We start from the raw sequence: 12,942 nt of genomic DNA, 5'->3' as shown, positions 1-12,942 counted from the left end.
ATTAACATCAGTCACAAATCATTCATTATAACTTGTCGATCGCACTTAAATGTATACACATTTTATTGTAATTGTATAACATATTGTTAACCATGCACCCTGCATTGTTAACAAAAATTTTACATTATATGGAGAATATGATGAACCAATTGATAAAATCGAATCTATCACAATTTTTTATTTGGAGTAGGTTATTTGGCTTAAGTGGTATTGGTATATTTATCTTTTTTATTCCAATTACGGTTGCTGGTAAGCAAAGTATTCCTTTAGACCAAATTGTAGGATGGCTGAAAGCAACGCTTGGAACAGGAACTGCCTGGTATGCAATGATAATGATTCTCGCGGGTGCAATTTATCCAATTATTAGCAATGAATGGCGTAGCAGTCTTACTAACAAAATTTTTCTTTTATTAAAATGGCTCGGGGTTGTCGCAGCTGCTCTGGCTATAACAAAATCTGGCCCCACTTTTCTGCAAACCCCAGATATGCTACCTTTTTTATTCAATAAACTGGTTATCTCTGTCGGTTTAATTGTACCCATTGGTTCGGTATTTCTAGCATTTTTAATAAGCTACGGTTTGTTAGAAAGCATTGGTATTCTTTTACAAAAGATTATGCAACCAATTTGGCGCACACCCGGTCGTTCTGCAATTGATGCTGTTGCTTCTTTTGTTGGCAGTTATTCAATCGGTTTGCTTATTACCAACCGAGTATATCTTTCTGGTCATTACTCTGCACGAGAAGCGGCAATAATAGCAACAGGTTTTTCAACTGTTTCAGCAACCTTTATGATTATTGTTGCAAAAACATTAAACTTGATGGAATTTTGGAATCTATATTTTTGGATAACACTATTAATTACATTTATTATCACAGCCATTACTGTACGTATTCCTCCGTTATCAACAATGAATAACGATGCAAAATTTAGAGAGCCTAATTGCAATTCAGGCAATAGACTGTCCAAAGCAATTGAAAGTGGCATGGAAGTAGCCGAAAAAGCACAACCCCTTGGCAAAAGTATATTAGTTAACTTTAAAGATGGTTTACTGATGACAATCAGCATTTTACCTTCAATTATGTCAGTCGGTCTAATCGGTTTATTATTGGCTAAATACACGCCGCTGTTTAATTGGATTGGTTACTTTTTTTATCCAATTCCATGGGCATTTGGTATAGATAATGCGATGGAACTCTCTAAAGCTAGCGCATCGGGGTTGGCTGAAATGTTCTTACCTGCATTATTAATGAAAGATGCGGATATTATTGCACGCTTTTCGGCAGGGGTTGTTGCGATATCGTCAATCCTCTTTTTCTCTGCGTCAATTCCATGTATTCTTTCGACTAAAATCCCATTAAATGTGCCTAAGTTAGTTATTATTTGGTTTATTCGTACCGCTCTAAGTTTAGTGTTAGCCATTCCAACAGCATTATTCCTTTTTAACTAATATTATAAAGCTCATGCTCACTTCGATTGTGGGCTTTATATCTTCCTCAGGTGATGACAACTAACAACAGTTATTTTTTGCGAAAAACACACCTTCAAACAGACTCGATAGACACTGCTGTTTGAAGGTGTAACTCATTTATATTGACTTTTTTTCTTTGTTAAAACCATAACATAAGCGCCGCTGCATGCAAAAAAATGACTAACACAGTTAGTCTTAATCTCATGAGAAAATAAGACGTTGTATAGGCTTTCTCTTTGTTATTGCACAGAACATATTCAACGAAAAATAAACTAAAATAGCCAATAGGTAAAAACATCAAGGCATAAAATATTGGCATAAACAGACAGACAAAAGCATATAGACACAAAAAATTACTGATAATTTGCGTTGCGATATGTGGGGTTAGTGTGTCTTTCCGCCATAAAGCCCCCGCTAGAAAACTCAGTATAATCGCACTGTAAAAAAGAAAAGCTTGTTGCGGATTAAACAATAAATTATTTGCAGAGCTGTTAATAGATATTTCTAATAACCACAGGCAAGCCACAAAGGGAATAAGTCCTAGGTAGCCCAGCCATTGCCATATTCTCATTTTAGCTTTTACCCCTGGCGTCAGCACTAACATTTTCTGAGCCATTTAATGAAATCTCAGTTGAGGACTTGTCAGGTTTTGCATAACTTAAACGAGCCAGTCGTACGCTTATATGATAACTGTCTAACCCGGAGACAGTCACAGTTTCTAAGGCTTCTATATCGATATAACCATCGTCTTTTAGAGCACTCTCATCGCAAATGACATGGGTGATTTCCCCAATAATAAACTGGGTGTTATTACTCGAGACTGGCAGGATTTCTTTTAACTTAACCGCATACTTCAAGCGACTTTCTTTAACAAAGGGGGCATTAATATCGCTAATATAACTTTCTGATAAGTCTAAGCGGGTAAATTCGCTTTCCTCTTTTGGATAGCAAGCAGAGCTTTGGTGAGCTGCCTGATAAAATTGAGCTGATACTTGATTTATAGTGTAATGCTCTGTGCTGATAATGTTATCAAGAGTATGTCTTGATCCGTTATCCGGCCGCATAACAAAAGCAACCAATGCAGGTGACGCGCCTAAGTGTACAACTGAGCTAAATATCGCAAGATTAGTTTGTCCGTTGGAATCCTGCGTGCCAATAAGGTTAACGCTCTTAAAACCGGACAAGCTGTTTATAAACTGGGCGCGGTAACGGTTATCCATTTGGGATAAATCGTCACTATTATAATGTTTGTAATTGATGGTGTACTTCCTAAATATTGATTATTTGTATAATAACGATACGAAAGTGTCAGCTTAAAAGATCTCAATCAATAATAATTTGACCTTTATTCGTTTATTAATTTTTTTACTATGCCGTGACGGGTTGTACGAGATAGGCTTCCAGCTTTTGTCCTTTCCGGCGATCTCACGCTCTGAGAGGTGATGTTAATAGCGCATCGTTTATGTATAAGCCTTCAGAGAATCATGCTTTTCAACAGCAAAAAAATAAGGTAAAGAGAATTTTTTTCGTAACACTATGCTGGCGCATAACTCACAATGCCGTATACAGAGACAGGCAGATCCTGTCCCGCTTATAAGCCTGAACTGCCGTTCAATTCGCTCCATGTTTCCACTTGCTAAAGAGATTGATTTAGCAAGTGGTAACATGGAAATTTTCGTAGCCGTATTAGTCCTGTGTTTTAGAAACGAAAAGCTTTGGTTGTTTAATTTTTTGGTTAATTAGTTTTTTTTAATTAACATGGGTGTTTTGTTAAATTAGTATTGTTAAATTTTAAAATATCAATTTAAAAGCATGATTTGGATCTATCTAACTGTTTTGTAAGTCTGTTATCATATAATTATTATCAAGAAATAAGATTTTAAATATATATTCGTGATAATGCAGGCTAATACACTGTTATAATTCACGATGGGGCCCAGAGTGACACTAAAAAATAAAATATCGTCCAGTTTTGTAGTATTGGTATTGGCTTTTTCTATTCCCGCTTTCGCTGATATGTTTGCACCAAGCCCACTTTGTTCAAAACCATCAAAGCCTTTCCAATTTAATTCTCAATGGGAGATTGATAGCTTTAATGACGACGTGCAACGTTATAAGCATTGTATTAATAATTTTGTTGATAAACAAAATGAAGCAGTGGAAACACATCAACAGGCTGCTAACGATGCTATTAATAAGTGGAATAGGTTTGTAAATTACGAGCTTAATTAAATTAAGTTATAACAAGCAATTGTACTGGACGCTTTAGTCTTAGCACAAGAGAGCAGGGCGTTGGTATTTTTAGCAGTAGTAAGTAGATCAATCACAAAGATCATTAAACAAAGGAGATGATAATGAAGAAAGTTGTAACAGCCGCAGTATTGACAGGGATACTAACTCTAACAGGTTGTGCTTCATATAGCCCTTGGGATGTAATGCCATACCAAGAGGCAAACGCATGGAAAGGTATTGGTGTGCAAGCTTATGATGCAAGCACTCTACGTAGTAATGGTTTTACTCCAACGGATACCAAAGAATGGATTCAAGCAGGGATCAAATCGCCTCAAACAATTGTTGAGTGGAATAAAGCAGGATTCAGCCCAAGAACTGCATCAAAATGGATCGCTAAAAATTTCACTTTAGAGAATGCGATTTCATTTAAAAAACAAGGACTAACAGTAGAATAAATAAAAATATAACAAATAAGGATAGGTATCGCACAGCTGACACCTTATCTGGTTGTTGAACAAGCTCGTGCCTACTTATTTATAGTAAATTGTGGGATCTGTATTGGTCGGTATTTCGCCTTGTAGCTTTTTTAAAGGCGATTGAGGCTCTTATTTAACTATTCAGTTTCTGTTTTTAACTTTTTTATTTTATTAAATAATCACTGTATGTCACTGGGCTCAAGTCTTTCATTTTGCATTCTCTTGTTTTTTTACTCGCCGCTACGATACGATTGACTGATGAACAAAATTTTTAACATGGGTATCTTGTTAAATTTCTACTACAAGCAAAAGCTGTTGAAGCACTCACTATGATCGCGATCTGTTGTTTTTTAGAAACCGTTCAAGGGAAGTGCAGTATTTTTTATGCCATAACCATAACCCTTGCTTAATTTTTCACAGTAGACGGGTAGCCTGCATTTTTAGTTGCCGCTGTTAATGCTGTCGCTGTTGTTTTTTGATCGAAAGAAACATTGACTGTTGTTACGCCATCAACACCCTTCAGCGCTTTTTCAACGGTAAACGGGCAAATAGGGCAAGTCATTGCCGGCACATGAAGCGATACCGTCTTCTCTGCTGCTAAGGTGATATTTGTGATGTTCAACAGGCTTAATATTATAAATATTTTTTCATTTTTAAATCCTAAATGTAAATTTTTAACTATAAGACAAGCGGGAGCCAGTAAATACTGGTAATAGAAATAGCCGCTATCAGTGCAGCGAACCAAAATATAATCTGTTGGCGAAATCGATTTGCAGTAACAGCACAAGCAGTCCCTTTTTTACAATGATTAATAGGGCGGTAAATACGGTAGCCAGCGAGAGAAAAACCAATAATAACGGTAACAATAAAGAGAGGTCGATAAGGCTCAAGCAGTGTTAAGTTACTTACCCAAGCGCCACCGAGGCCAAGGGATAATAAGAAAAAGGGGCCTGCACAACACAGACCAGAGCCAATTGCGGCTAAAAATCCAGACTATAATGGCATGAAAGCATTGGTTTTTTGTTCTGCTGGTACCTGGTTCATTGCTTAACTCTCTGCTTGTATAATAGATTAACTATACATGCCGTACCCAAGTAGGGAGTCAATAGGGTTCGTGAAATAAAGGTTATTTTTTATTTAAAGAAGAAGCGTTATTGAAAGAGTCCACAATGGGGCAGTGAGTTTTATTCTGAGTTATTTCACATTGTGTGACTAAATGTTGAAGTGACTTTTCAAGATGTTGCAGATCAGTTATTTTTTGTCGCGTTAAGGTCAGCTTTTCCATCGCTAAATGTTGTACTTTATTGCAGTTATTAGATTCAATATCAAGCAAGCTTTGTATTTCACTTAAGGTAAAGCCAACCTCCTGAGCACGTTTAATAAATCGAATGCGGCTGAGCGCTTGGTCATCGTATTGCCGATAACCCGTTAATGGTTTTATCGGCTGTATCAATAAACCTCTGCGTTCATAAAAGCGAATAGTTTCAATATTGACACCCGCTAGCTGCGCTAACCTCCCAATTGTAAAGGACATACTTTCTCACTAAATTTATTGAATATATTATCGCTAGGGTATGTTATACCAAACCCATTAATTTTCTATTCATTTATACAGGTAAGAAACGTTTATGTGTCTCGCTGTTGGTCGAAAGAGAGCGTGGGGATTTTTAGGGCAGATCAAATTAATTTTAAAGTGCAGCACACTTTTTCGGTAAGCGTGTACCTTTTAGGGCTTATGAGTGCCTAAGGTAGGGATGATTTATTCAACCTTGACGGGCCGGAAACGTCTATTGTAAAGGTCACTGGGAGAGGTCTTTTATTTTTTATTATCTTGTTTTTTACTTGCCGCTACAATACGACTTACTGATGAATAATGTATTTTAAAATAGCCGCCAATCTCTTTCATCGTGTAACTACCTGATTGATAAGATTTGATGATAGTCTCATTGCGAGTCTTTGACTGTGCAAAATGAAAGATCTGACCTTCATGATGTTTTCTTTTTCAACAGAAAAATAAAATAGGTCACGCAGAAATTAGCCCGCTCATAAGACTGAACTGGCATTCAATTCGCTCCCTGATTTCCTTTGCTAAAGTAATTTCTCAGGCAAGAAAAACGGTCGAAAATTTTTGTAGCCGCATTGGTTTGGTGTTTTAGAAACGAAAATATTTGGTTGTCTTATCTTTTTTCCCATTTTTAATTCGCTACGTATTGATTTAAGAAAAGGGGAATGTGACATATTTACGCTACTTACAATACAACTGTTTTTATATACAGTCTTAATTGATATAAGGAGTTTTTTCACTTTTATTGCACACTTGATGCACAAGTTTCATATTCTTAATGCATTTTAAATGTGTATTAGTGAGAATGCAGACTAATACACTGTTAACTACCATTCGATTCCAACGTTCATAGGTAAATAAAAAATGATCAGACATATTCTTTTAATTAAGTTTAAAGCTACTGCAAAAATAAATGAAATTAATGAGCTCAAAGCGAGTTTCGAGTCAATGCCCTTAAAAGTAGAAGGTGTGCATTCAGTTGAATGGGGACTAAATGATAGTCCCGAGGGGAAGAACAAGGACTACACTCACGTAGTCTTGATGAACTTTGTTGATGATGCCGGCAGAGATAACTATCTACCGCATCCTGATCACGGTGAATTGAAAAAACTACTTATACCGATACTTGAGGATCTGGTTGTGTTTGATTATACGGTGTAAGTAGATAATTAGCAGGGAACAAGTTGCCTCATGCGGACTCGATACAGTTATCGCGATTTTTGCTAAAAACTAAAAGTAGTAAAACAGCGTCAGTCTACGCGTCAGTGTTTGAGGCATTATTTTTTTTAAGGAAGTCAGCGTTGATTAATAAAGAAAATATAAGAAAAATGGTAGATAGTACTGAGCATTTTTCGGGTAAGGTTTTTACATTCACTGTTCAGTCGTTAATTGTTGTTTCACTTATTACCTTTTCAATAGATACGTTGCCGGATCTCTCGTTAGAGATTAAAAACATTCTCAATATTATCGAGATAGTGACAGTGGGTCTCTTTACGCTTGAATACCTATTGCGGCTTATAATATCGACAAGAAAATTGAAATTTATAGTTAGTTTCTATGGATTAGTGGATTTGTTTGCAATCCTGCCTTTTTACATTGCTTCTGGTTTTGATCTTCGTGCAATCAGGATATTTAGGCTTCTTCGTCTTGTGCGGATACTCAAGTTATTTAAATATAATCAGGCAATAAGTAGATTCCATCACGCCTTAGTGATAGCGAAAGAAGAATTGATTTTATTCGGTTTTGTCGCGGTAATAATGCTTTATTTGTCAGCTGTTGGTATTTATTATTGTGAGAACGCTGCACAACCAGAACAATTTAAATCGGTGTTTCATAGCCTTTGGTGGTCAGTAACAACGCTAACGACCGTAGGATATGGAGACATGTATCCTGTCACTGCAGGTGGCAAGCTATTTACGTTTTTTATTCTAACGATAGGTTTAGGTGTGGTTGCAATTCCCACCGGTTTAGTTGCATCTGCTTTGTCAAAAGCACGTGAAAGTGAAATGAAAGAGACTTTGACAGCAAAAGATAACAAAGCAATCAAATCGGATTCGCAATAATTAGGTTAGTGTTATTAATATCTATGATCCTGATGGTAATAGGGTAGGTATTCGTGATGAGGTTAGTTTTGAACGTCAAATTACTGCCTTACAAGCCGTTAAATATCGTCATATGACGGTTGCCGGTAAGCAAACTCTTAAGGGAATGATTGATGCGTAGAGAAAACATTAAAGGTTTATTTGAAACTGATTTTCCACTTATTCAGTCACCAATGGCAGGCGTTCAAGATAGTAGATTAACTATTGCTGTCTGTCAGGCTGGTGGGTTAGGTTCATTGCCCTGTGGAATGCTGAGTATTGATAAAGTTGTTAGCGAAATCAAGCTAATTAAAGCGGCAACGGATAAACCCTATAACCTTAATTTCTTCTGCCATAAGATGCCTGACTATGATCAAAAAAAGCAATCAAAATGGCAAGCTCAATTAAAGCCGTATTTTACAGAATTGGGTGTTGAGTGTGGAAGCCTGCCTAATAGTGCAACGCGAATACCTTTTAATCATGATGTAGCAGATGCCATTGAGTCATTTCACCCTGAATTTATTAGTTTTCATTTTGGTCTTCCCGATAAGGAATTGCTTGCTCGTGTAAAAAGCTGGGGAACTAAAGTCGTTTCTTCTGCTACAACGATTGAAGAAGCATTGTGGTTAGAGTCTAAAGGCGTTGATGGAATAATTGCTCAAGGTTTCGAAGCTGGTGGGCATCGGGGAATGTTCTTGTCCGATGATGTTTCTACTCAGGTAGGCATGTCAGCTTTAGTCCTTCAAATTGTCAATAAAGTAAGCGTACCCGTCATCGCAGCGGGTGGTATAGCCGATAGTAAAGGTGTGCAAGCCGCTTTATTGCTTGGCGCTGGCGCGGTGCAAATCGGTACAACTTATTTGTTGTGTACAGAAGCAACAACATCTCAATTACACCGTTCAGCACTAAAGCATTCCAAATCTCAGCATACGGCTATTACGAATGTTTTTTCAGGTAAACCAGCTCGCGGTATTGTTAACCGGGCGATCAAAGAATTGGGTTATATAAATGTTTTAGCGCCAGATTTTCCTTACGCTTCCATTGAAATGACACAATTACGAGGTTATTTTGAAAAGCTAGGGGCTGATGATTTTTCACCGCTATGGAGCGGACAAAACACTTCTGGCTGTAAAGAGATTTCTGCAAAGAAGTTAACCTTACGGCTTGCTGCTAGGTGCTAACAAACTTAGCCTGTTATTAAGGCGTTGAGGCTGTAGAATAACTCGTTTTTTATAAATTTATGAAAATTTATACTTTTTTAACTTATTGTTTTAAAAGTAAATTAAATTTTGAGAAAGTGTTTTTTTTCTGAAAATGGAGAAATTCTACAGCCTCGTTGGGCAATGAAATGAAAATAAACACCTTTATTCTATTCTTATCTCTCGTTCTTACATTAAGTGGTTGCGTACCTAATGCTGTTACATACTACAGGCCCGCAGCTGAGGGAGGCTACGTTCATGCCAAAGGGTTTGTGCCAACAGTATCCTTACTCGACATCGTTATCGGGAGTCCCCATCAGAGTGTCCATATAAGAGCCTGGGCAAATGATGGAGAACATAAAAATATCGTTTATATCGGTTTTTCAGGATGCGCATGGAATAATATAAATTTTACGTCGACAGATTTTAAAGTGATTGATCTTGATAACAATATCGCGATAAATGTGTTGTCTGTTTTTGCCAATAAACATGACAGCTTTAAAAAGTTAAACACAATTCCCTATGCCGCACCACATAAGACGTTACCAGGAATGACAAGGTTTTCAATCGACATTCAATTACCGAATCCAATGCCTAAGAAGTTTGAGTTATTGAGTCCATTACTTATCATTGATGGTGAAAAAATAACGCTGCCAACAATTAGGTTTGAGCAACAGGTCTGGGTTGGCATAAGCCCACTTAATTGTTGAAAAGGCTTAATAAGTTGCTACCCTCACACTTGGTACAGTGGTTGCGGTTTTTGCTAAAAACAAACAGTACCAACTTACCGGCTGGTGGGCAGGCTTTAAAGGGAAGACAGTAAAACCTTTTTAAAGTCCTTTAACCGGTCGCATAACGGTTGTCATCATTGTTGCAAACAGAAAAAGTTGCAAACAGAAAAATGCAAAAATAATAACAATACCAATAGGCTGCTGAATAACTCATTTTGTAGTTTTAAAGTTTTTTAAAATATTGCAAAGGCATTGCCTCATGTCCTAAACGCGCTTAGAATTTGTTATAGGAACTCGTTTACTTCTGAAAATTAGCTGTAATAGTCATTCTACAATCCCGTTAGCGCGATCTGCTAATACAGACAGTAAATCGAAAAAGGTGAAAATATGAGACCAGAAGATCCAGTCAGATTGCAGACATTCCGAGAAGCGACACAAGGATTACTGTGGGATGATCAACATGCTGCAGAGTCTCTTTCTCAACTTTTTTGCGCCGTCGATGATTTAGCCGCAGCTGAAGTTACATACTACTATCGCCGACGTACGACAAGAGCCTGGATATCAGGTATATCAAGATTTGCGGCTTGGGTATCCGGTACTATTGGATTACTGCTTCCCTTGCTTGCCACAACTGCAAACCCAGAGTTTAAATCTTTAGCTCAGTATGGTTATGTATTCATTGCGATCGCGGCAAGTTGCTTAACCGCCAATTCTTTATTTGGCGGCACTGAAGGTCATATTAGATTTGTTACGACTCAATTAGAATTAGAGAAGTTAATTACGGATGCCAGGATTTCATGGTGCCATTACCTGGAATCGAGGGGCGGTGATAGTGAAGACCTCGATGCCGGATTTTTATTAATACAAGATTATACGAGTGAATTATATACAACGACCCTCTCGGAGACTGGGCGCTGGGGTGAGACGATGATCAAGGAACTAACTAGATTTCAAAAAAGCATTGAATCGAGAAAAAAATAATTAAAGCCAAGGAACTCAAAAGATTTGAATAATTTAATTATCGCGCTAATAAGGCAGTAAAATCTGACGTATTACGGTAAGTTATCATTTAGTCGAAAACTTCCCATAAAAGAGGAAGGAAAGATGATCAGAAAATGACCAGAAAGTGAAGGCGCTAGGATTGGGAGCAAAGTCTCTGGAAAAATAGATGTTGAACAAGAGAATCAATGGATAGTGGTATTTAATAAGCTGATTGAAGAATATGACAAGATTAATATTTTAGTTGTTTTGGATGGAAAAATAAATTTTGGGGTTGATGTAGCCTATCAAGACTTGAAGTGGATATTCAAACACCTTAAAAATATTAATAAACGCGCTATTGTTTCTGAATTTCTGAAAGTAACGTGTTGGGATGGCTGGTGGCGGCAGACAGTCCCTTTGGAAAATTAGTCGGTGTAAGTGAAAAGCATTTTGAATTAAGTTGCTTACAAGATGCATGGGAATGGGTCAAAGAATAATTCACTTATGTTGTTGTTGTTCCATATATAATAAGTGGGGCTTTGTAGCCATGTAAGATGCACTAGAAACTTTTCCAAACCATATTACAAAACCATAAAATGAGGAAATCTAGCGATGGAAATAATTTTAGACTCTATTATTACATGCCCCAAGTGCGGGCATCAAGAAACTGAAAAAATGCCCACTAACGCTTGTCAGTGGTTTTATGAATGCAAAAGTTGTGGCGTGCTACTTAAACCTAAGAAAGGTGATTGTTGTGTTTTTTGTTCTTATGGCACTGTTCCATGCCCACCCATTCAGCAAAATTCGAGCGCTTGTTGTTCGTCGTAAACACACTATAAGTCTAATCACTAATGCATAACGGCTGTCGGTTGCTAAAATCAAAAGTAACCTACATGCCAGTGTTTGAAGTAATCTCGCATTCAATAAAAGTAGGACTTTTTAAATGGCTAGTTCATCAATAATTATTTGGAGTATTTTGTTTAGCAGCGTTGGGATGGGATTTTTAATGTATGGTAAAAAGCAAAGAGCAATTGTTCCCCTATGCGCAGGATTAGCGCTTATTGTTTTTCCCTATTTTATGACCAGTGTTGCAATGTTAGTTATTGTGGGTATTATTTTAATCGTGATACCGTATTTTATAAGGTTATAGTTTATTCGTTTGTATCAGTATTTATAGGGATAAGCACATAACAATCAGTTCCAGTGGATTCCCAACTGTTGCAACACACACCTGACGTCGCTTATGGCCACGATTAAGTATTCAATTATGAAGATGGTTTATACCAATGAAAGTCACTTTCTTGCGAACAATGTAAAAAATCTTATTGAGGCGCAAGAAATAAATACATTTCTTAAAAATGAATTTGCACAGGGTGCGATGGGGGAAATATCTCCCCTCGATTCCTGGCCTGAAGTTTGGGTTTATAACAATTCAGATTTTGATCGTGCGCTGGAAATCGCAACATCATCGCAGAGCAGTAGTGAAAAAAATGATTGGATTTGTAAAAATTGTTCTGAGAAAAATGATCCTTCTTTTGAGATATGCTGGAACTGTCAGCGTGAAAATGCACAATAAGTTGTTCAAGCGGGAAAAAATACCCTTGGTTTTTTTGCTCCGCTCAATATTTTAGCCCACTATATTATTGCTTCTTAATAAGGGCGTTATTTTTTCAGGGAGTTACAGTGGAATTTACATGGTCTAGCAATTTTAATGAAATAGATTGGAATGAATTATCCGAACTTTTTCGTATCGCGCCTCTTGGTCAAAAGTCAGCAAAACATTTAGAACTTGTATTTAATAGCAGCTTGTTCAAGTTTATTGTTATGGATTCTGGAAAACTCATTGGTGCTGGTAGAGCGTTAGCGGATGGTGCAGATTGCGCTTACATTTGTGATATTGTTATCCATCCTGAATATCAAGGTAGGGGCTTGGGTAAGCAACTTGTGAATAAACTTATCGATGCATCCAGCGGGCATAGCAAGATAATCATGTATGCGAAACCGGGTAAAGAGGGGTTTTATCTGGGGTTGGGTTTTAAGTTTATGACGACGGCAATGGCCATTTTTCAAAATCAACCGCTTGCTGTTAAATCTGGCGTGCTCAAATAAAAACGACTGCACTCGAACGCGATATAGCTGCGACGGTCTTTACTGAAGACAAAAATAATATCAACTTATTTGCTGGTGGATAAACCCTTAGTGCTATTGA

17 protein-coding genes and 1 pseudogene are annotated in these 12,942 nt (G+C 37.2%); 13 read left to right on the top strand and 5 right to left on the bottom strand.

What is annotated here, in order from left to right; genetic code table 11:
• Positions 1-137 precede the first annotated feature (137 nt).
• Positions 138-1,448: a YjiH family protein gene (locus tag PING_RS10120; RefSeq protein WP_198134681.1), complete on the top strand. Its 1,311-nt coding sequence runs from the start codon at positions 138-140 to the stop codon at positions 1,446-1,448.
• Positions 1,449-1,608: 160 nt separating this feature from the next.
• Here PING_RS10120 and PING_RS10115 read toward each other — a convergent pair whose 3' ends face one another.
• A complete protein-coding gene (locus PING_RS10115) occupies positions 1,609-2,040 on the bottom strand; it encodes a DUF3429 domain-containing protein (RefSeq protein ID WP_011770278.1) in 432 nt (143 codons plus the stop codon).
• 1 nt (position 2,041) lies between these two features.
• Complete coding sequence (locus PING_RS10110; protein WP_011770277.1) at positions 2,042-2,689, bottom strand: flavin reductase family protein; 648 nt, start codon at positions 2,687-2,689, stop codon at positions 2,042-2,044.
• Positions 2,690-3,410: 721 nt separating this feature from the next.
• Between PING_RS10110 and PING_RS10105 the strand changes: the two genes are divergently transcribed.
• Both PING_RS10105 and PING_RS10100 read left to right on the top strand, forming a co-directional pair.
• Entirely contained in the window at positions 3,411-3,701 is a 291-nt protein-coding gene (locus PING_RS10105; RefSeq protein ID WP_011770276.1) for a hypothetical protein, read from the top strand.
• A gap of 122 nt (positions 3,702-3,823) precedes the next feature.
• A complete protein-coding gene (locus PING_RS10100) occupies positions 3,824-4,156 on the top strand; it encodes a hypothetical protein (RefSeq protein WP_011770275.1) in 333 nt (110 codons plus the stop codon).
• Between the two features lie 427 nt (positions 4,157-4,583).
• Here PING_RS10100 and PING_RS10095 read toward each other — a convergent pair whose 3' ends face one another.
• The 3 genes and pseudogenes from PING_RS10095 to PING_RS10090 all read right to left on the bottom strand — a co-directional run bounded on the left by PING_RS10095 (position 4,584) and on the right by PING_RS10090 (position 5,711).
• Entirely contained in the window at positions 4,584-4,799 is a 216-nt protein-coding gene (locus PING_RS10095; RefSeq protein ID WP_232279353.1) for a cation transporter, read from the bottom strand.
• 56 nt (positions 4,800-4,855) lie between these two features.
• Positions 4,856-5,155: pseudogene (locus PING_RS19960) on the bottom strand (mercuric transporter MerT family protein); the annotation flags it as partial.
• Between the two features lie 148 nt (positions 5,156-5,303).
• Positions 5,304-5,711, bottom strand: a complete 408-nt coding sequence (locus PING_RS10090) for a MerR family transcriptional regulator (protein ID WP_011770273.1) — start codon at positions 5,709-5,711, stop codon at positions 5,304-5,306.
• Between the two features lie 894 nt (positions 5,712-6,605).
• Between PING_RS10090 and PING_RS10085 the strand changes: the two genes are divergently transcribed.
• From PING_RS10085 to PING_RS10045, 10 genes are all read left to right on the top strand, one after another.
• Complete coding sequence (locus PING_RS10085; protein WP_011770272.1) at positions 6,606-6,902, top strand: Dabb family protein; 297 nt, start codon at positions 6,606-6,608, stop codon at positions 6,900-6,902.
• 140 nt (positions 6,903-7,042) lie between these two features.
• A complete protein-coding gene (locus PING_RS10080) occupies positions 7,043-7,804 on the top strand; it encodes an ion transporter (RefSeq protein WP_232279352.1) in 762 nt (253 codons plus the stop codon).
• A gap of 152 nt (positions 7,805-7,956) precedes the next feature.
• The gene (locus tag PING_RS10075; protein ID WP_011770270.1) at positions 7,957-9,003 is read left to right on the top strand and encodes an NAD(P)H-dependent flavin oxidoreductase; all 1,047 of its coding nucleotides are present in this window, start codon (positions 7,957-7,959) and stop codon (positions 9,001-9,003) included.
• 167 nt (positions 9,004-9,170) lie between these two features.
• Entirely contained in the window at positions 9,171-9,731 is a 561-nt protein-coding gene (locus tag PING_RS10070) for a hypothetical protein (protein WP_041766351.1), read from the top strand.
• A gap of 408 nt (positions 9,732-10,139) precedes the next feature.
• Positions 10,140-10,733 (top strand): SLATT domain-containing protein, encoded by a 594-nt coding sequence (locus PING_RS10065; RefSeq protein ID WP_011770268.1) that lies wholly within the window; start codon positions 10,140-10,142, stop codon positions 10,731-10,733.
• A gap of 213 nt (positions 10,734-10,946) precedes the next feature.
• Positions 10,947-11,162, top strand: coding sequence for a SpoIIAA family protein (locus PING_RS21415; protein ID WP_232279351.1), 216 nt, complete (start codon positions 10,947-10,949; stop codon positions 11,160-11,162).
• A gap of 183 nt (positions 11,163-11,345) precedes the next feature.
• Entirely contained in the window at positions 11,346-11,561 is a 216-nt protein-coding gene (locus PING_RS21410; protein ID WP_011770267.1) for a GDCCVxC domain-containing (seleno)protein, read from the top strand.
• 115 nt (positions 11,562-11,676) lie between these two features.
• A complete protein-coding gene (locus PING_RS10055) occupies positions 11,677-11,883 on the top strand; it encodes a hypothetical protein (RefSeq protein WP_011770266.1) in 207 nt (68 codons plus the stop codon).
• A 117-nt stretch (positions 11,884-12,000) separates the two neighbouring features.
• The gene (locus tag PING_RS10050) at positions 12,001-12,309 is read left to right on the top strand and encodes a putative signal transducing protein (RefSeq protein WP_041766347.1); all 309 of its coding nucleotides are present in this window, start codon (positions 12,001-12,003) and stop codon (positions 12,307-12,309) included.
• Between the two features lie 107 nt (positions 12,310-12,416).
• Positions 12,417-12,842 carry a GNAT family N-acetyltransferase gene (locus tag PING_RS10045; RefSeq protein ID WP_011770264.1) on the top strand — a complete coding sequence of 142 codons (426 nt, stop codon included), beginning with the start codon at positions 12,417-12,419 and terminating at the stop codon, positions 12,840-12,842.
• The last annotated feature ends 100 nt before the right edge of the window (positions 12,843-12,942 follow it).

Source organism: Psychromonas ingrahamii 37 (assembly GCF_000015285.1).
GTDB lineage: Bacteria > Pseudomonadota > Gammaproteobacteria > Enterobacterales > Psychromonadaceae > Psychromonas > Psychromonas ingrahamii.
Note: the sequence above shows the minus strand (reverse complement) of the source record. Positions and strands in the feature narration are given on the sequence as shown.

Excerpts from the sequence above, each read along its gene's own strand:
- PING_RS10120 (WP_198134681.1), top strand. The coding sequence starts at position 138 with ATGATGAACCAATTGATAAAATCGAATCTATCACAATTTTTTATTTGG.
- PING_RS10115 (WP_011770278.1), bottom strand. The coding sequence starts at position 2,040 with ATGAGAATATGGCAATGGCTGGGCTACCTAGGACTTATTCCCTTTGTG.
- PING_RS10110 (WP_011770277.1), bottom strand. The coding sequence starts at position 2,689 with ATGGATAACCGTTACCGCGCCCAGTTTATAAACAGCTTGTCCGGTTTT.
- PING_RS10100 (WP_011770275.1), top strand. The coding sequence starts at position 3,824 with ATGAAGAAAGTTGTAACAGCCGCAGTATTGACAGGGATACTAACTCTA.
- PING_RS10090 (WP_011770273.1), bottom strand. The coding sequence starts at position 5,711 with ATGTCCTTTACAATTGGGAGGTTAGCGCAGCTAGCGGGTGTCAATATT.
- PING_RS10085 (WP_011770272.1), top strand. The coding sequence starts at position 6,606 with ATGATCAGACATATTCTTTTAATTAAGTTTAAAGCTACTGCAAAAATA.
- PING_RS10075 (WP_011770270.1), top strand. The coding sequence starts at position 7,957 with ATGCGTAGAGAAAACATTAAAGGTTTATTTGAAACTGATTTTCCACTT.
- PING_RS10070 (WP_041766351.1), top strand. The coding sequence starts at position 9,171 with ATGAAAATAAACACCTTTATTCTATTCTTATCTCTCGTTCTTACATTA.
- PING_RS10065 (WP_011770268.1), top strand. The coding sequence starts at position 10,140 with ATGAGACCAGAAGATCCAGTCAGATTGCAGACATTCCGAGAAGCGACA.
- PING_RS21410 (WP_011770267.1), top strand. The coding sequence starts at position 11,346 with ATGGAAATAATTTTAGACTCTATTATTACATGCCCCAAGTGCGGGCAT.
- PING_RS10055 (WP_011770266.1), top strand. The coding sequence starts at position 11,677 with ATGGCTAGTTCATCAATAATTATTTGGAGTATTTTGTTTAGCAGCGTT.
- PING_RS10050 (WP_041766347.1), top strand. The coding sequence starts at position 12,001 with ATGAAGATGGTTTATACCAATGAAAGTCACTTTCTTGCGAACAATGTA.